Here is a 17,088-nt window from a genome sequence, read left to right as displayed (position 1 = left end):
CCCTCCCCTTGTTCCCTCCAACCACAGTTCAAGAGCTATATACTACGCTACGTGACCGTAGTGCTCACTGGCGCAACGAAGAGGAAGTCCGCTTCGGTTGGATGAGTGCCATTCAGAGCACGCTCAATATTACGTTTGACTTGGAGCGGGGCCGGCGCGACTCCAGCTACAACAACATCATTATTGAGTTCAAGGGCAAGGGTTTTTTCAACGGGCGGGCCAACAGTGCCAAGTTCCGGGAGGCCATGGACGACCGGCTGGCGAAGTACATTCCTCGTCTGGCCCAGGAGCAAAGGTTAGACCCGAGCGACTACATCGGTATTGCCATTGACGGCAACCACATTGCCTTCGCCCAATGGCTGAATGGCGGATTGCAGGCCGGCCCGTTGCTCCCATTGTCGGCTACTTCCGTGGGCTTGGTGTGCGCCGCCATTAAAGCCGGTTACCGCCGTGCCGTTACCAACCAAAACCTGATTGCGGATTTCGGCCCGGCTTCGCCCGCTGGTATTGGCCTGATGCAAGAATTGGCCGACTTGCTTTCCACGGCACTTGCCGAGGAAGGAGGCAACAAAATCACGATGCTCTTCCAGGAGTGGCGCACACTTTATGGACAAATTTCTGACGCCGCGCGGCGGGCAGCGGAAGCCTGTCAGGCCGAGCTACGGTTTCAGGTTGCCGTATCCGCCGACTTGCTGGTGCCGGCCAGCCTGTTTATCATCCATACCTACAATTCGCTTTTGATGAAGCTGCTGGCCGCCGAGATTATCGCCAGCCACGGCCTCACTGCTTTCCCTTCGTTCAGCCAAAATGTACTAGCCCAGCCGGCCGCCCAATTGCCCACCACGCTGGCGCATGACATAGAAGGCGGGGCCTATTTCAACGCGGCCGGCATCAAGGGCTTTGTGGAGGAGGCTATTTTCTCGTGGTATCTGTCGGCCTTTACCGATGATCAGACCAACGAGCCCCTGCTGACCGCCATCCGGACGCTCCTGGCGCGGCTCTCTCTTTATCGCACCGATAAGCTGGAGGTGGCGCAGGCCACCGATGTATTAAAGAGCTTTTACCAGAACCTGGTGCCCGACGTGCTGCGGCGTAGCCTGGGCGAGTTCTACACGCCCGACTGGCTCGTGAAATACAGCGTGGATAAGGTAGCGCCCGCTACCTGGCAGGGAGTACGGGCTCTGGACCCTACCTGTGGCTCGGGGTCGTTCCTGCTCGAAGTTATCCGCCGCAAACGGCAGCAAGCCCAGCAGGCCGGGCTAAGCGCCGGGGAACAGCTCGACGAACTCATGCAAACCGTCTGGGGCTTCGACCTGAACCCGCTGGCCGTGCAAACTGCCCGCGTGAATTACCTCATCGCGGTGGCCGACTTGCTGGCGCAGGTGCCCGGGCATGAGATTGAAGTACCCGTGTTGTTGGCCGATGCCGTGTATTCGCCGGCCCGGCAACCCTACGAAACCGAGGATGTGGTGCGTTACCGGGTGGGGTCGGAAGTGGCCGATCTGGAAGTGGTTCTGCCCGCTACCTTATCCTTAGACCGGCCACGGCTGGACCAGGTTTTTACCCTGCTGGGTGCGGCGGTAGAACTTGATAAGGAGCCCGCCGACGCACTGGCAACCCTGGTAACCCACCGGGCCATTACGGCAGCCGAGGCGCAGCAGTGGGCCGGCTCACTCACCCAAACTTACCAGAACGTACTGCGGCTGCACCGCCGTAACTGGAACGGCATCTGGTTTCGTATCGTGCGCAATTTTTTCTGGTCAGCCACGGCCGGCGAATTCGATGTCATCATCGGCAACCCGCCCTGGGTACGCTGGGCCAGCCTGCCCCCTCTCTACCGGGAGCGGGTTAAGCCAACCTGTGAGCAGTACGACATTTTTTCCTCCACTCCGTTCAGTGGCGGAAACTCGCTTGACATTTCCGGCCTCATCACCTACACCGTAGCCGACAAATGGCTTAAACCCAATGGCAAGCTCGTATTCGTGCTCACGCAAACGCTCTTTCAGAACCCATCTTCCGAAGGCTTCCGGCGTTTTCAGATCAATGCTTCTACCTATCTCATCCCGCGCGAGATAGATGACCTAAAGGCCCTCAAGCCCTTCGCCGACGCCAGCAATAGTACGGCCGTGGCAGTATTCGAGAAAACCACGGTACCCGAAGACCCCTACCCGGTTGCCTACCGCGTGTGGGACCGGAGCGAAAAAAACTCCCGGACGATTCCGGCTTTACTCAGCCCGGCCGAAGTAATGGCCCGAGTGATGGTTACGCCCCTGGAAGCCCGGCCGGTAGGAGGCCTGGGTTCGCCATGGGCTATTTTGCCGGCGGGTCGTCATCAGCAACTGGCCGCCCTGCAAGGCACCTGCGATTGGGTGCAGGGGCGCAAGGGTATAACCGCCGACCTCAACGGCATCTACTTCGTAACGGTTGACGCGGAAAACGCAGCATCCAACCGCGTGCAGATTACGACCCGCCCTGAAGCTGGCCGTACCGACATTGGCCCCAAACGCCAATTCTGGATTGAGCCCGATTTGCTGTATCCCCTTCTGAAAGGCGCGTCGGATATCGGCCCTTGCCGGCTTACCCGCGCTCATAACCTGTTCACGCTGGTTCCCAACCAGGGTATTTCGCGTCAGCAGTATGCTACGGCTGAAAACCAATTAGCCGTTGATTTGCCGCTTACTGCCCGCTATTTCCAGCACTACTCCACGGCCTTGGCCCGGCGCTCTACCTACCGCCTGCGGATGCCGGGTGCCCCCTTCTACGCAGTGTATAGCGTGGGTTCCTACACGTTTGCGCCTTACAAAGTGGTATGGGCCGAGCAAGGCACGTTTGGGGCGGCCGTAGTAACGCACGCCCCGGTTCCATTGCAGGGAGAGAAGCCGTTCGTACCTGACCACAAACTTTTCTTCGCTGATTTCGACCACCCCGAGCCAGCCTACTATTTGTGTGGGCTGCTGAATGCGCCCAGCGTGAAGGAGTACATCGAGAGCCACAACATTTCCATTCAGCTAGGCGACGTATTCAAGCACCTGACCCTGCCGGCTTTTGATGAGCAGAATCCCCAGCACACGGCCCTGAGTGCGCTGGTAGAACAAACGCACTCCTGCGACCAGATCGATTACCCTGGCTTTCTGCAACTAGTAAAGGATACCGCCGACGCTATTTTGGTAGTAAGCTGACCGCTTTTCACTTAGTCAGGTTCCCACCCACTGCGTTTGGTAGAAGCCGGCTGTTGGGTTTCAAGCCCGCTTAGTACGTTACGAAAACCCTATTCCAATGGACCGCAAGAAACTGCAAGCCCTCCGCGCCAAAATAGAGGCTATCGACCTGCCCGCCGCTGACCGCTACGGCCGGAATTACCAGGATGAAAAGCTGCAAAAGGAGTTAGCTGCCGCTGCAACTGCGGCCGTGGGGCTGCTGGCCAAAGCCAAGCTGGTACGCGGAGCCAACCACCAGAAGAAGCTGATGGCCCTGGCCGACAAGCTGAAAGTAAACCCTAACTCCTTCGGGCATTCGCTGGTAGACACGGCGACTTTGCGCACGGCACGCACTGCTTTGCTCAAAACCCTGAAAACCGTGGATGCCGAAAGCCGCAAGGTGTTCATCGTGCACGGCCGTGATGAGGCCATGCGCCTGGCGGTGCAGGCATTCCTTCACCAAGTAGGGCTTGATGACGTGGTACTCAGCGAAGCCCTCAATAAAGGCGATACCATTATCGAGAAGTTTGACCGGGAGGCGCGCGACTGCGGCTATGCTATTGTACTGTGCAGCCCCGATGATGTAGGCGGGCTGAAAGCCGTTGGTAAGGCCGCTTCACCCTTAGCCCCCCGCGCCCGGCAAAACGTAATTCTAGAGCTAGGGTATTTCGTGGCCCTGCTGGGCCGTCGCCATGTATTCGTGCTTATGGCGGGCAGCGTGGAAATGCCCAGTGACTTTAGCGGCGTTGTGTATGAAGGCTACGACAAAGCTGGGACCTGGAAGCGCCGCCTGGCTGATGAACTAAGCGAAATGGACTTTTACATTGACCCCGCCGTACGCAAAAAGCTATAAATCCGGACCGGGACAAATTTCCCCATCTGCCCCCGTGCCCCTTGGCGCGGGGGCAGTTCGCGTACACGGGAGCCACCTTTGGTAGAGTCCGGTTTATTTTTTTACTGAACTCTACCGCCGGGTAGAGTTGCTTTTATTTTTTAACCGAACTCTACCCAGCGGTAGAGTTGCACTAGGTATTTTGTTCAGCTCTACCTACTTTACCCCGGCTATGCCCAACCCTGCCCTGCCTTCGCGGAGTGCCTGCGCTTTGGTGCGGGCGCACTTTGGCCTCACCCAGGCCGAGCTGGCCCGGTGGCTGGGCGTGAGCGCGGGCATGGTGGCCCACCTGGAAACGGGGCGCAAGCCGCTGAGCCTGGCCCTGGCCCGCCGCCTGCGGCCCCTGGAGCTGCTGCTGCCGCCCGCCGCCGGGGGCCTGGGACCCGAGCCGCCGCCCCCGCCCGACCCGCTGGACCTGACCACCCCCGCCCCGGCTGCCCTCCCGCCAGCGCCCCCCCTGGAAGCGGCCCCGCTGCGGGCGCGGCTGCGGCGGGTACGCTACCTGGCCGGCAAGGCCCGCTTCGAGTTGGAGGGCCGGCAGATGCTGGCCGGGCAGGCCGCCCGCCGGGCCTGGGGCCTGGGCGTGCTGGCCGCCCTGCTGGCCCCGGAACCCGGCACCGGCCCCGTGCCCGCCCCCCTGGCCCCCGACCCCGCCCTGCGCCCCGCCGAGGATGCCCGCTGGCTGGCCCGCCTGCGCGCCGATACGGCCCCGCCTCCCCTCACCCCCACCCGCCGCGCCCTGCTGGCCCTGCGCCTGCACCTGCTGCTGGAGGAGGCCGCCGCCCTGGAGGCCCTGCTGGCCGCGCCCGGTTCCGCAGACGCCACCTGAATGCCCAGGTAAACAGCTCGGCGACCTGGCTGGGGCACTGGCAGCGGGAAACCGCCCCCGGCTCACGCAAGTCCCCGGCGGCGGCTCCGTGTTCGCTCGGAATGACGTTCACTCACTCACTCACTCACTCACTCACTCACTCACTCACTCACTCACTCACTCACTCACTCACTCACTCACTCACTCACTCACTCACTCACTCACTCACTCCTTACCGCTTCGCCACCAGCTCCGCCAGCCCGATCAGGGAGCGGCCCAGGAAGCGGTGCAGGCGGCGCAGCTGGCCGAAGCGCACCAGGCGCAGGTCGCTGGCGATGTGGCCGTAGCGCAGCTCCAGGGTCAGGAAGCAGGTGTCGATATCCACTACTTCGAGGTGGTAGAAGAGCAGGGCGTTGGGGAAGAGGCGGAAGTGGGAAATCTTCTCCACGTAGGTGATGTGGCCCTCGTCGTCGTCGAGGCACTGCACGGTCTGGAAGTCGATCTGGCCGTTGAGCACGTCCACCTTGTAGCTGGTGCCCAGGCGGCCGGCCTTGGTCACGTCGTAGTGCACGGCGGTGGCCCCTTCCATCCATTGGGGGCGCAGGCGGAAGTTGCTGACCACGCGCAGGGCGTAGGCGGCCGGCACGGGCAGGGGGCGGCGCACCTTCAGCACCCGGCCCCGGCCGGTGGGGGCGCTGTCGCTCGGGGCGGCCGTGTTCAGCAGCAGGCGCAGGGGCGAGAGGTAGGCGTACTGGTAGGGGGTTTCGCCCAGGTACTCGTAGAACGTGGAACCGGGCGAGAGCCGGGTCCAGTCGAAGGCGGCGGCCAGCGCGGCCGGGGGCTGGGTGCGGGTGTAGCCGTCGGAGAGCAGCACGTACTCGGAGCCGGCAATATTGTTTTTCAGCAGCCGGTGCACCACAATCACGTCGCGGCCCATCAGCTTGGTATGCTCCCGGATGCGGGCCACGCTCACGCGGCCGTAGTGCACCACAATTTTGAGCGTGAGGGCCAGCTCCTGGAGGGCGGCGGCCAGCTCCGAGCCCGTATCGCGCTCCACCAGGCGCAGGTAGTTCTGAAAGTCGAGGTAGATGCGCCGGCACTGGCGGACCAGGTCGGCCACCGAGGGCGGCGGCCCGAGCCGGTAAAACAGCACCGCATCGCCCTGAATCTCGTTCACTTCCAACTCCAGAATGTTGGCCTCGATGAGAATTTCCAGCAGATCGGCCACCAGAAACGGCGCCTGCGGGCTGCCCGATTGCTCGATGAAGCGGGTGAAGCCGCTGATGTCGGGAATCAGCAGCAGCGCGGGCTGCTGCCCGTCGGTGGCCAGGGCCGAGGCGGAGCCCACTACCCGCCGCCGCGCCCGCAATTCATCCAGTACGCCCATCTGAGTCAGCTAACCGCTCCTGGATAGCGGCTGGCGCCACTCCGAAATACCGGCCTGCCCAACGGGGCCTCAAACTCCTCCATACACCAGTTGCTGACGAACACGTAACCAAAAAAAAGCCGGAGCCCCGAAAGCTCCGGCGCGAATATACGCCCCTCGTGGCCCCGGCCCCCGCCCCGGGGTTTGGGCAGCCCACGCTTTCGGCGTAGCTTTGTCGAGGCACAGTTGCCGGGCTGCGTAGTTCAACGGATAGAATAGGCGTTTCCTAAACGCTTGATATGGGTTCGATTCCCGTCGCGGCCACTTATGGTGAGGTGGTAAAATGGTGAGTGGGTGTTCGGCCGGCCCTGGGGGCACAGGTTGCGCGTTCAGGAACACCGAACATCCACTCACCATCTCACCTTATTCAATCAGTCCTTCCGTCATGGCGAGGCGGATGAGGGAGGCGGTGTTTTTGGCCTGGGTTTTCTCGATGATATTCTGGCGGTGGGTTTCGATGGTGCGCTTACTGGTGAAGAGCTTTTCCGAAATTTCGGCGTTGGTGTAGCCTTCGGCAATCAGCTGGAGCACTTCCAGCTCCCGCCCCGACAAATCGGCCCGCCCGGCCCCGGCCGCCGTGTTTTCTGCGGGGGCAAACACCCCCACCGGCCCGGCAGCGGGCGGGCGCTCCATCAGGCGCGTGAGCAGCGCCAGGCCGATTTCGGTGCATAAGAAGGGCCGGCCGGCCGCCACCGTCCGGATGGCGTGGATGATTTCGGTGCTGTCGGCATTTTTGAGCATGTAGCCCAGGGCCCCCGCCCGCATCAGGCGGTACACGTAGTTCTCGTGCCCGAGCATGGACAGCACCAGGACGCGCACCTGCGGAAACTGCTCGCGCAGCAACGGCATCGTGGCAAAGCCATCGAGCACCGGCATATTAAGGTCCATCAGCACCACGTCGGTGGGCGTGGTGGCCAGCAGCTCCAGCAGCTGCCGGCCGTTGCCGGCCTCCCCCACCACGCGCAAATCCGTTTCGCGCGACAACAAGGCCCGGATGCCGTTGCGCAATATGGTATGGTCGTCGGCGAGTAGTATTCGGATCATAGCGAGTATAACGAAGATGCCGGCGCTCCGGGTTGGGCTGAATTCGAGCCGGCCCCACCCGGGCAATAGTACGCAAAACCACCGGCTTTGCCGGACCCTTCCGGGCAGGGCACCGGGCTATCCGGAGTACCAGCAACCTCCCGGCAAGCGCAAAAGGGGTATAACTACCCCAAGCAAAACAGGTATTTTTACGCGAAAATCACTCTACTCTGGTGCTTATCTTTGGCAGGTTGGGTTCAGGCTCAACGGCTTATCCGCTCTGAAACAGAATTCTTTCCCTACCATTGCCACACCTCACATGGAAGTTTATCGCGAGATTCTACCCGACAGCTACCTGCTGATGCTGACCAGCCCGGCGGAGCCGGCCGATGCCATTCATCTGACCCAGGCGCTGCGGTGGGCCAGCCAGAGCGGCAAGCGTAGTATATGGGTGGATTGCAGCCAGCTACCCGCCCTGCCGCCGTCGTCGTTGCGGGTGCTGTTGCGCTACTACCAGCGGCTGCGGCGGCGCCAGATTCCGCTGGTGCTCTGCCACCTCAATGAAGCAGCCCGCCACTGCCTGGACGCGCTGCCCAGCGCCCAGCGCCCGCCGATGGTGGCCTCGCTGCTGGAAGCCGAGCACTACTGCCGCTTCACCCACCCGCTGCTGGCCCGGGCAGTAGCCGCATAGTAGCCGCATAGTAGCCCCCCGTTGCTGGCTGGTTCGGCCCGGCGGGCCGGCAGCATTCCGGTCTGAATGCGAATTTCTGCGTAAGCTACGGCGTCTCAACTGTTGCCTGCATGAATTCAGCCCCGCTTTCCGGCCTCTACGCGCCCTCCCTGAGCCTGCTCACCGACCTCTACCAGCTGACGATGGCCTACGGCTACTGGCAGCAGGGCTTGCAGGACCGCGAGGCCGTGTTTCACCTCTACTTCCGGCGGGCGCCGTTCCAGGGCGGGTACGCCGTGGCGGCCGGCCTGGCCCACGTGGCCGATTTCCTGGAAAACCTGCGCTTCTCCGACGACGACCTGACCTACCTGGCCAGCCTGCGCAGCGCCAAGGGCGCCCCGCTGTTTCCGGCTGATTTCCTGGCTTACCTGAAAACGATGGAGTTCCGCTGCGACGTGGACGCCATGCCCGAGGGCACGGTGGCCTTCGCCAACGAGCCCCTGCTGCGCGTGCGCGGCCCGCTGCTCCAGGCCCAGCTCATCGAAACGGCCCTGCTGACGATCATCAACTTCCAGACCCTGATTGCCACCAAGGCCGCCCGCATCCGCGAAGCCGCCGGCACCGATACGGTGCTGGAGTTCGGCCTGCGCCGCGCCCAGGGTCCGGATGGGGGCCTCTCGGCCAGCCGGGCCGCCTACCTGGGCGGCGTGGATGCCACCAGCAACGTGCTGGCCGGGCAGCGCTTCGGCATTCCCGTGAAGGGCACCCACGCCCACAGCTGGGTAATGGCCTTCGAGGATGAGGAAACGGCCTTTACGGCCTACGCCCAGGCCTTCCCCGACGACTCCGTTTTTCTGGTGGACACCTACGATACCCTCGAAGGCGTGCGCCACGCCATTAAGGTAGCCCGCACCATGCGCGCCAACGGCCACGAGCTGGGCGGCATCCGCCTCGACTCGGGCGATTTGGCCTACCTGAGCCGGGAGGCCCGGGAGTTGCTCAACGAGGCCGGCTTCCCCGGGGTACGCATTGTGGCCAGCAACGACCTGGAAGAAAACCTGATTACCAGCCTCAAGCTCCAGGGGGCCAAAATCGACACCTGGGGCATTGGCACCCAACTCGTGACGGCCTACAACCAGCCGGCCCTGGGAGGCGTGTACAAGCTGGCGGCCCTGCGCAAACCCGACGATTCGGGCTGGGATTTCACTATCAAGCTGAGCGAGCAGCTGGCCAAAACCAGCACCCCCGGCATTTTGCAGGTGCGCCGCTACGAAAGCGAGAAGGGCCAGCCCCGGGCCGACATGCTCTACAACACGGCCGAGCCCCTGCCCGCCCAGCTCACCATCGTGGACCCGCTGGATGCCACGCGCCGCCGGGCCGTGCGCCCCGAAACCGCGTTCCGGGAGCTGCTGGAGCCCGTGTTCCGCCAGGGCCAACTGGTGCAGCCCCTGCCCACCCTGGCCGAAAGCCGGACCCGCGCCCACCGCGAAGTGCTGGCCCTGGACCCCAGCATCCGGCGCTTCCTCAACCCCCACACCTACCCCGTGGGCCTCGAAGAAACCCTGCACGACTACCGTACCCGGCTTATCCGGGAGAAGCGCGGCGTACAGGGCGGGTAGTGTGCCGGAAGACCAGCGGGTTCTGACACGTCCTCCCCCACTTTGCGGCCCCGTCTTCTGGAGGAAAACCAGGAGCGTTCAGCTCCTGGCAAGACCAGCTTCTAGCCCTGCTGCCACCGGCACCAGAAGTCGTAGCCTTGCTGGTTGAGTGCCTCTTTTTCGGCTTCACTCAGCCATAACACCACGTAATCTTCGTGGCTTATGGTGCCCAGCACTAACTGGCCGTTGCAGTAGAAAGCAGGGTCCTCAAAATCATTTGCCGGCCAGTCGAGGTACTGCATGGCCCGGCAATACGCCTGGATGGCAGGGGTCAGCCGAAAGCGGTGCGTTGCTCCGTAGACCCTGGCTACCTGCTGAGGCAGCGCCACTTGCGCCTGCCGGAAAATGTCGGACAGCGGACCTTGCCGCAACAATTGATTTAGCGCCAGATAATTGACCGAGAGGAGAACCCGCTCCAACAACGCTGGCCATTGGTGCGCCCGCTGGCCGAAGGCAGCGTCAAGAAAGTACAGGGGGGCAGGAGTAAATTCCATGGGTTGCTGAACTGGCTGCAAGTATTCCCCCAACGGCAGGGACCAAGCTACCCCTCGTAGCGCAGCTCGCCCGCGCCCACGCGCAGCGTAACGCCCGGCGCGGCCGTGATGCGGCCCGCTACCTGGGCCTGGTAGCCGCCGGCGCGCAGGTTGGCTACTACGGCTTCGGCCTGGTTGTCGTCGGTGACCAGCAGCATGCCGTTGCCCATGTTCCAGTAGAGGTAGGCTTCGGTGGGCGTGATGCCGGCCAGCTCGGCCAGCTGCTGCATGGCGGGCAGGGGGGCAAACAGGTTATCAAGCTCGGCTCCTACCCCATTCTTAAGCACCCGCTTGAAGTTATCGGCAATGCCGCCCCCCGTGATGTGGGCCGCCGCGTGCAGGGGCAGGCCCGCATCGAGCACCGCCGCCACGCCCGGCGAGTAAATGAGCGAGGGCGCCAGCATCACCTCGCCCCAGGTTTTTGGTTGAGCTGTTAGCTGAGAGCTGTTAGCTTTTCGCTTTTCGCTTTCGGGGTCGTTCTGCCCGGCAACTTTTACTTCTTCCTTCTCACTTTTTAATTCCCCGAAGGGGGCCTCGTGCCATTTCTCGCCGAAGGCCTTGGTGAGGGCGCGGCGGGCCAGCGAGTAGCCATTAGAGCGAAACGAGGGCGAGTGCAGGGCCACCACGGCCTGACCGGCGCGCACGTTGGCCCCGCTCAGGGGGCGCTCCAGGCTGGGGTGCAGCACGCCCACGGCCGTCGAGCACCAGTTGAAGTTCATGCGGGCACCGGGGTAGCCGCCGATACGGTTACCGAGCTCGGCAATTTCGCCGCCCGTTACGGCTATCTGGCTGAACTGGGCCGCGTCGTGGAGGCCGCGCATGAGTTCATCGACCACCGCGTAATCGAGCGTGTGCACGTCGATGATGTTGGAGAGGTTGGTGGGCACGAAGCCGGCTACGATCAGGTCATCGGCGACCATCGCAATCAGGTCGTAGCCCAGCGTGTCGTAGCGGTCGAGGCGCTCGGCCACTTCAATCTTGGTGCCGATGCCGTCGGAGCCGATGCCCAGGCGTTCGTTGCCGAAACGGATTTCGTTGGAGAAACCGCCGGCCAGGTCGCGGGCCGGCTCGCCGGGTTTGCCAGCGCGGGTGGCAAAGGTTTTCTGGGCCCACTCGTAGGCGTTGCGGGAGGCGTTGTTGCCTTCTTCGATGGAATAGCCGGCGGTGGCTTTGAGGGAGGAGGACATGAAAGAAGTTAGAAGTTAGGAGCTAGAAACTAGTTCCCCTCCTTGGAAAGGAGGGGTTAGGGGTGGTTGATGAACGCCAGAACGAAACTATAGCTGATTCTTAGTGCTGTTCGACGATTGTCAACCACCCCTAACCCCTCCTTTCCAAGGAGGGGAACTAGCTGCTAGCTCCTGACTTCTAGCTCCTCACAAATCAATGCTCGGTGGGCTCGGGGGCTTTGGCACTCACGGAGGGCACAGCGTCCGCAGCGGGCTTTTTCGGTTTATCGCCGCGGTGGCTCTGGCGCTCCTCCTGGATATGGCCCAGGTACTTGCTCACGTCGCCGGTGGGGTACTGGCCCGTGAAGCAGGCGAAGCAGCCGCCGCCGTGGCCCTTATCCTCGGCAAACAGCTCCTGAAGGTCTTCTACCGACTGGTAGATAACCTTATCGGCTTCGATGTAGCGGCAGATTTCCTCCTCCGTGTAGTTGGCTGCAATCAGGTCAGTGCTCATGGCCATATCGATGCCGTAGATGCAGGGCGCGATGATGGGCGGGGCGCTGCTGATGAAGTACACCTCCAGCGCCCCGGCATCGCGCAAAATCCGCACGATCCGCCGCGAGGTGGTGCCGCGCACAATGCTGTCGTCAACTACCGCAATCTTCTTGCCCTCCACGAACTCGCGGATGGGGTTGAGCTTTTTGCGCACGATGTCCTCGCGGCCAGCCTGACTGCTGACGATGAACGAGCGGCCCATGTGGTTGTTTTTCACCAGCGCCCGCCGGTAGGGCACGCCGATGGCCTCAGCCAGCCCCGAAGCCGCAAAGTAGCCCGACGAGGGCACGTCAATCACCATATCGGGCTGAATGCCCGACTCGATGACCTTGCGGGCCAGCATTTTGCCCAGCCGCACCCGCTCGCGGGCCACCAGCCGGCCATGAATCGTGGAGTCTTCGCGGGCGAAGTAAATGTGCTCGAACACGCAGAACGCCTTGGGCAGGCTGTACGGGTTCTTGTAATGCACCTCGAAGTTGTTATCGATAAAGATGGCCTGCCCCGGCCCCACGTTCTTCACGAACTCGAAGCCCAGGTAGTCGAAGCAGGTGCTTTCGGAGGTGAAGGCGTAGATGGGGCCGGCCTCGGTAATGCGGCGGCCCAGTACCAGCGGCCGGATGCCCAACGGGTCGGTGAAGGCCAGCATGCCGTGGCCGGCAATGATGGTAACGGTGGCGTAGGCTCCCTTCACCAGCTCCTGAGTGGTTTCAACGGCATCAAAAATATCGACGACCGACAGCGCATCGAGGTTTTTGAGGCGCAGCTCGGAGGCGAAGGTGTACATGATCAGCTCCAGGTCGTTGCTGGTTTTGGGCAGCACGTGGTACTTTTCGTGCAGGCGCTTGGCAGCCGAGCGGAAGTTGATAACGTTGCCGTTGTGCACCATGGCCAGCCCGAAGGGGTAGCTGGTGGTAAACGGCTGGGCCAGCTCCGCATCGCCCGAGCCCTGGGTGGTGTAGCGGGCGTGGCCGATGCCGATGTTGCCCTTGAGCTTGCGCAGCTGCTTGGGCCGGAACACATCGGAAATCAGCCCGTTGCCCTTGCAGAGGTGGAAGTTGCCGTCGAAGGTGGCCATGCCGGCCGCATCCTGCCCCCGGTGCTGGAGCGCGGTGAGGCCGAACACAATGTCGTGGGCAACATCCTCGGGGCCGTAAAAACCTACTATTCCGCACATCTTGGGTTGTCAGTTGTCAGTTGTCCGTTGCCGGGCCGCTGGGGGTGGGTGGTGTTCTAGTAGGTCGCCTCACCCCCCGGTCCCCTGTCCTTCAGAGAGGGGGCCGGGGGGTGAGGACGTATCCTTGGGTAGTTTTACTGGTTGCCTTTGCCTTATCAGCTCCGCCAGGGTTTCGGCGTACACGTGGTGCTCCACGGCCAAACCGCGGCGTTCTACTTCGGCCAGCGTTTCGGCCCCGCGCAAATCCACGGGGTGCTGGGCCAGAATGGGGCCGGTATCGAGGCCTTCATCCACCAGATGCACCGTTATTTTGGTTTCGGCTAGCTGATTATCAAAGGCCCATTCGTAGGCGTGCAGGCCCTGGTGCTGGTGGGTGTCGGCGGGGTGGATGTTGACGATGCGGCCCGCGAAGGCCCGCACGAAGGTGGGCGAGAGGATGCGCATGTAGCCGGCCAGCACCACATAATCGGGCTGGTAGCCGTTGAGAATGTCCACTACCTCGGCATCGAACTCGGCCCGCTTGCGGCCCTGGCTGCTGAGACTGGCAGTGGGGCAATCCAGGGCGGCGGCCGTTTCGAGGCCGGGCGCGTCGGGGTTGTTGCTAAAGACCACGGCCACTTCGGCCAGTTCCTGCAACACACCCTGATGCACGGCCTTCACCAGGGCCACCATGTTGGAGCCCCGGCCGGAGAGCAGGATGGCGAGGCGGATGGCCTTATGAGTTGCCTCACCCCCCGGCCCCGCAAATGCTTGATGCGCATTATCCTTCAGAGAGGGGAAGCCTGACGATTCAGTTTCAACGGATACGTCAGGCTCCCCCTCTCTGAAGGAGAGGGGGCCGGGGGGTGAGGCAACCGTATGGGCCTGATTATTCTTCACCGCAGTTCACTGAAAATACGCGTCGGCTCCGGCCGTTGGCCAATGTCGGGACGGAGGTAAACATATTGAAAGTTAACCTTTTCCGCTTCGCGGTACACGTGCGCCACGGCATCTTCGAGCTCCGCGCCGTGGCCCACCAGCACCAGCACCCGACCGCCGTTAGTGAGCAGCTCACCCGTCTCATTGCGCCTGGTAGCCCCGTGGAAAGCCAGGATGCTGGGGTGGAGCTGGTCGAGGCCCGTGATGGGAAATCCGGTGGGGAAGCCGGCGGCCGGGTAGCCGCCCGAGGCCAGCACCACGCCCACGTAGTGGCCGGGGCGCTGACGCACAGTGCAACGGGCCAGCGTGCCGTCGAGGGTGGCCTCGATGAGCTCCAGCAGGCTGCTTTGCAGGGCGGGCAGCAGCACTTCGGCCTCCGGGTCGCCGAGGCGGGCGTTGTATTCGAGCAGCTTGGGACCCTGGGGCGTGAGCATGATGCCGAAATAGAGGAAGCCCCGGAACTCGAACTGCTCAGCCTGGATGCCTTCCAGCGTGGGGTCCACGATTTCGGTGCGAATGGCGGCCAGGATGTTATCGTCGCAGAACGGGACGGGGCAGTAAGCGCCCATGCCGCCGGTGTTAGGCCCCTGGTCGTGGGCCAGCAGCTGCTTATGGTCCTGGGAGGGGCTGAGCAGACGGATGCGGTTGCCGTCCGTCACGCCAATAATGCTGATTTCGGGGCCGCTTAGCTTTTCTTCGAGCAGGAAGCTAAACCAGCCGCTGTGCTGGGCCGCCAGGTCGTCGAGGGCGGCCTGGGCTTCTTCTACCGAGGAGCATACGTACACGCCCTTGCCGGCCGCCAGGCCATCGAACTTCACTACCACCTGCCCGTTCAGTTCGGCCGCTTTGGCGCGGGCCTCCTCTAGCTTATCGGAGCGGAACTGCCACGACATAGCCGTTGCCACGCCGTGGCGACGCATGAAATTCTTGCTCCACACCTTGGAGCTCTCCAGCGTCGCCCCCGCCCGACCCGGTCCGAACACGCGGATATCGGAACCGGCAAAAAAGTCCGTGACGCCCGCCGCCAGCGGCGCTTCAGGACCAACCACTAGCAGCTTCGCACCGTGTTCTTCGCAGAAGCCTTGGATGGCTGCAAAGTCGAGAACATCGATTTCGGGGTGGCTGTTGGGGATGCCAGCGTTGCCGGGCAGCACGTGCACGGTGGCCCCGTCCTGGGTGAGTTTCCAGGCCAGGGCATGCTCGCGGGCTCCGCCGCCGAGGAGAACAATATTTTTCACTGGGTCAAATTGTCAGAAGTAAAACCATACGCCCGCTCCACCTTGCACACCCGCACCTGATAGGCAGCGTACCACTGCGCCCGCCCCCGCTGCTGGGCTTCGAGGTGGTCGAGCTGCCGTTTCCACGCTCGGATTGACTCCTCATCCCGCCAATATGATACGGTAATGCCTAATCCGTCGCGTGCGCTTTCAAGGCCCAAATAGCCTAGTTGCTGTCGTGCCAGTTCGTCCATCAGCTCCGCCGTTTCGGCGTAGCCCTGGTCACCCTCGGTCCGCAGCGAACTGAAGATGACGGCGTAGTAAGGCGGCGCGGGTGTGGAGGCGAGGAACATAGTAAATGGTATCCTTACATCACCCGAAACTCGGCGTCAGCAGCGCGCAGCTTGGCTTTGGTTTGCTGGATTTCCTGGCTGAGCTGCTCGCGCAGGCGGGGCAGGTTCAGGGCGCGCACGGCCGCCTGAGCGGCGTTGTCGGGGCGCACCACGGTGAGGTTGGGCGTGGAAGAGGGCATAATAACCGACGAGTTGAGGTTGGCGGTCAGCTCGGCGAAATCCTTCCAGGGCGGGCAGCTGATGACGGGCACGTTCACGTTGGCGGCCAGCGCCCCACCGAGGCCATTGCTCAGGCCCGCCACGGCAATGATGACGCCGGGCTCTACTGAGTTATTCCACACCTCGGCCATGCCCGTGATGGCCTCGCCGTTTTTGTGGGCTGAGGTCACGCGCAGCTGGGTGAAGATGTTGTAGGGCTCGAAAAAGGAGCGAATTTTCAGGCAGTGCTCTTTGTCGGCGGGTGAGCCCATCACGATGTTCACCCAGGCATCTTTCATAATGCCGGCCCGCACGAGGTTGCCCACGAGGCGGGCGCGCACGTCGCCGCCGGTGGTAGTTTCGTTGCCGGTGGGCAGGGGCGCGCCGGTGATGCGCTCGTAGATGTCGAGGTAGCGACGGCTAACTTCCTGGGCCACTTCGGGGGTGAGGGCGCGGGGGTACTGGCCGTCCTGCTTGTTGGCAATCAGCCACTGGCGCACGTACTCCTTGTCCATCTGCTCCACCGCCTCGGGGTTGCGGGCGTAGTCCTCGGCGCTCCAGAACCGCGACGAGTCGGGCGTGTGGATTTCGTCAATCAGAATCAGCTCCCCCTCGAACAGGCCGAACTCATACTTGGTATCAACCAGGATAATACCGCGCTCGGCCATCCAGGCGGAGGCAAAGTTGAACAGTTCCAGGGCCTTCACCCGCATCTGCTCGTACAGTTCGGCCGATACCCAGCCTTCGCTCACCAGGTTATCGGGCGTGATTTCACGGTCCGATTCCTCCTTGGTAGTGGGCGTCACGATGGGCTCCGGGAACTGCTGGTGCTTGGTCAGGCCGTCGGTTACCGTGACGCCCGAGAACGTGCGCTGGCCCTTTTGGTAGCCGCGCAGCATGGAGCCGGTGATGTAGTTGCGCACAATCATCTCCACCCGAATCGGCTCGGCTTCCTTGGCCAGCGTCACGTTGGGGTCGAGCAGGCGGATGACGTGGTTGGGCACGATGTGCTGGGTTTTGTCGAACCAGAAAGCGGCCAGCCCGTTGAGCACCGCGCCCTTGTGGGCCACCGGCGTTTCGAGCACCGAATCAAAAGCCGAGAGGCGGTCGGTGACCACGATGAGCCGTTCGCCGGAGGGCGCGCGGTACGAGTCGCGGACTTTGCCGCGGTGCAGGAGTTCGAGCTGGGGAGTGGCGAAGTGGTTGAGGGTGTTCATATCGGGACCCCTCCCCCCGGCCCCCTCCCCAAAAGGGAGGGGGTGCCAGACGAGGATGTTTGGGGTAGTTTTAGGTGATGAAT

Annotated in this window: 14 protein-coding genes and 1 tRNA gene; 6 read left to right on the top strand and 9 right to left on the bottom strand. The window is 62.8% G+C overall.

The annotated features are described in order from the left end of the window. Positions 1-101 precede the first annotated feature (101 nt). The 3 genes from D0T11_RS10925 (at position 102) to D0T11_RS10915 (ending at position 4,918) form a co-directional block, all read left to right on the top strand. Positions 102-3,179 carry an Eco57I restriction-modification methylase domain-containing protein gene (locus D0T11_RS10925; protein WP_119655823.1) on the top strand — a complete coding sequence of 1,026 codons (3,078 nt, stop codon included), beginning with the start codon at positions 102-104 and terminating at the stop codon, positions 3,177-3,179. A gap of 97 nt (positions 3,180-3,276) precedes the next feature. Continuing rightward, positions 3,277-4,050, top strand: coding sequence for a TIR domain-containing protein (locus tag D0T11_RS10920; RefSeq protein ID WP_119655822.1), 774 nt, complete (start codon positions 3,277-3,279; stop codon positions 4,048-4,050). 211 nt (positions 4,051-4,261) lie between these two features. Then, positions 4,262-4,918, top strand: coding sequence for a helix-turn-helix transcriptional regulator (locus tag D0T11_RS10915; RefSeq protein ID WP_147374617.1), 657 nt, complete (start codon positions 4,262-4,264; stop codon positions 4,916-4,918). Between the two features lie 211 nt (positions 4,919-5,129). Here D0T11_RS10915 and D0T11_RS10910 read toward each other — a convergent pair whose 3' ends face one another. Next, positions 5,130-6,284 carry a DUF2652 domain-containing protein gene (locus D0T11_RS10910; RefSeq protein WP_119655820.1) on the bottom strand — a complete coding sequence of 385 codons (1,155 nt, stop codon included), beginning with the start codon at positions 6,282-6,284 and terminating at the stop codon, positions 5,130-5,132. 231 nt (positions 6,285-6,515) lie between these two features. Between D0T11_RS10910 and D0T11_RS10905 the strand changes: the two genes are divergently transcribed. Further along, positions 6,516-6,587: transfer RNA gene (locus tag D0T11_RS10905), tRNA-Arg, on the top strand. 99 nt (positions 6,588-6,686) lie between these two features. Here D0T11_RS10905 and D0T11_RS10900 read toward each other — a convergent pair. Next, the gene (locus D0T11_RS10900; protein WP_119655819.1) at positions 6,687-7,367 is read right to left on the bottom strand and encodes a response regulator transcription factor; all 681 of its coding nucleotides are present in this window, start codon (positions 7,365-7,367) and stop codon (positions 6,687-6,689) included. Between the two features lie 298 nt (positions 7,368-7,665). Here D0T11_RS10900 and D0T11_RS22525 point away from each other — a divergent pair, with 298 nt between their 5' ends. Both D0T11_RS22525 and D0T11_RS10890 read left to right on the top strand, forming a co-directional pair. Further along, complete coding sequence (locus D0T11_RS22525) at positions 7,666-8,037, top strand: STAS domain-containing protein (protein ID WP_182888349.1); 372 nt, start codon at positions 7,666-7,668, stop codon at positions 8,035-8,037. Between the two features lie 110 nt (positions 8,038-8,147). Beyond that, positions 8,148-9,635, top strand: coding sequence for a nicotinate phosphoribosyltransferase (locus D0T11_RS10890; protein WP_119655818.1), 1,488 nt, complete (start codon positions 8,148-8,150; stop codon positions 9,633-9,635). Between the two features lie 101 nt (positions 9,636-9,736). Here the strand turns inward: D0T11_RS10890 and D0T11_RS10885 are convergent, their stop codons facing one another. The 7 genes from D0T11_RS10885 to D0T11_RS10855 form a co-directional block, all read right to left on the bottom strand. Continuing rightward, entirely contained in the window at positions 9,737-10,168 is a 432-nt protein-coding gene (locus D0T11_RS10885) for a hypothetical protein (RefSeq protein ID WP_119655817.1), read from the bottom strand. Between the two features lie 47 nt (positions 10,169-10,215). Next, positions 10,216-11,394, bottom strand: coding sequence for an AIR synthase-related protein (locus tag D0T11_RS10880; RefSeq protein WP_119655816.1), 1,179 nt, complete (start codon positions 11,392-11,394; stop codon positions 10,216-10,218). A 193-nt stretch (positions 11,395-11,587) separates the two neighbouring features. Next, the gene (purF, locus tag D0T11_RS10875) at positions 11,588-13,102 is read right to left on the bottom strand and encodes an amidophosphoribosyltransferase (protein ID WP_119655815.1); all 1,515 of its coding nucleotides are present in this window, start codon (positions 13,100-13,102) and stop codon (positions 11,588-11,590) included. A 69-nt stretch (positions 13,103-13,171) separates the two neighbouring features. Next, complete coding sequence (purN, locus tag D0T11_RS10870) at positions 13,172-13,981, bottom strand: phosphoribosylglycinamide formyltransferase (RefSeq protein WP_245990745.1); 810 nt, start codon at positions 13,979-13,981, stop codon at positions 13,172-13,174. Next, positions 13,978-15,258 (bottom strand): phosphoribosylamine--glycine ligase, encoded by a 1,281-nt coding sequence (gene purD, locus D0T11_RS10865; RefSeq protein ID WP_220473720.1) that lies wholly within the window; start codon positions 15,256-15,258, stop codon positions 13,978-13,980. Before purD ends, purN begins: the two co-directional genes overlap by 4 nt. After that, entirely contained in the window at positions 15,255-15,590 is a 336-nt protein-coding gene (locus D0T11_RS10860) for an antibiotic biosynthesis monooxygenase family protein (RefSeq protein WP_119655813.1), read from the bottom strand. Before D0T11_RS10860 ends, purD begins: the two co-directional genes overlap by 4 nt. Positions 15,591-15,604: 14 nt before the next feature. Further along, positions 15,605-17,005: a phosphoribosylaminoimidazolesuccinocarboxamide synthase gene (locus tag D0T11_RS10855; protein WP_119655812.1), complete on the bottom strand. Its 1,401-nt coding sequence runs from the start codon at positions 17,003-17,005 to the stop codon at positions 15,605-15,607. Positions 17,006-17,088 lie beyond the last annotated feature (83 nt).

Origin of the sequence: Hymenobacter rubripertinctus (assembly GCF_003583925.1) — a bacterium.
Classification (GTDB): Bacteria; Bacteroidota; Bacteroidia; order Cytophagales; family Hymenobacteraceae; genus Hymenobacter; species Hymenobacter rubripertinctus.
The sequence above is the reverse complement of the archived record's forward strand: the minus strand, read 5'-3'. Positions and strand labels throughout refer to the sequence as shown.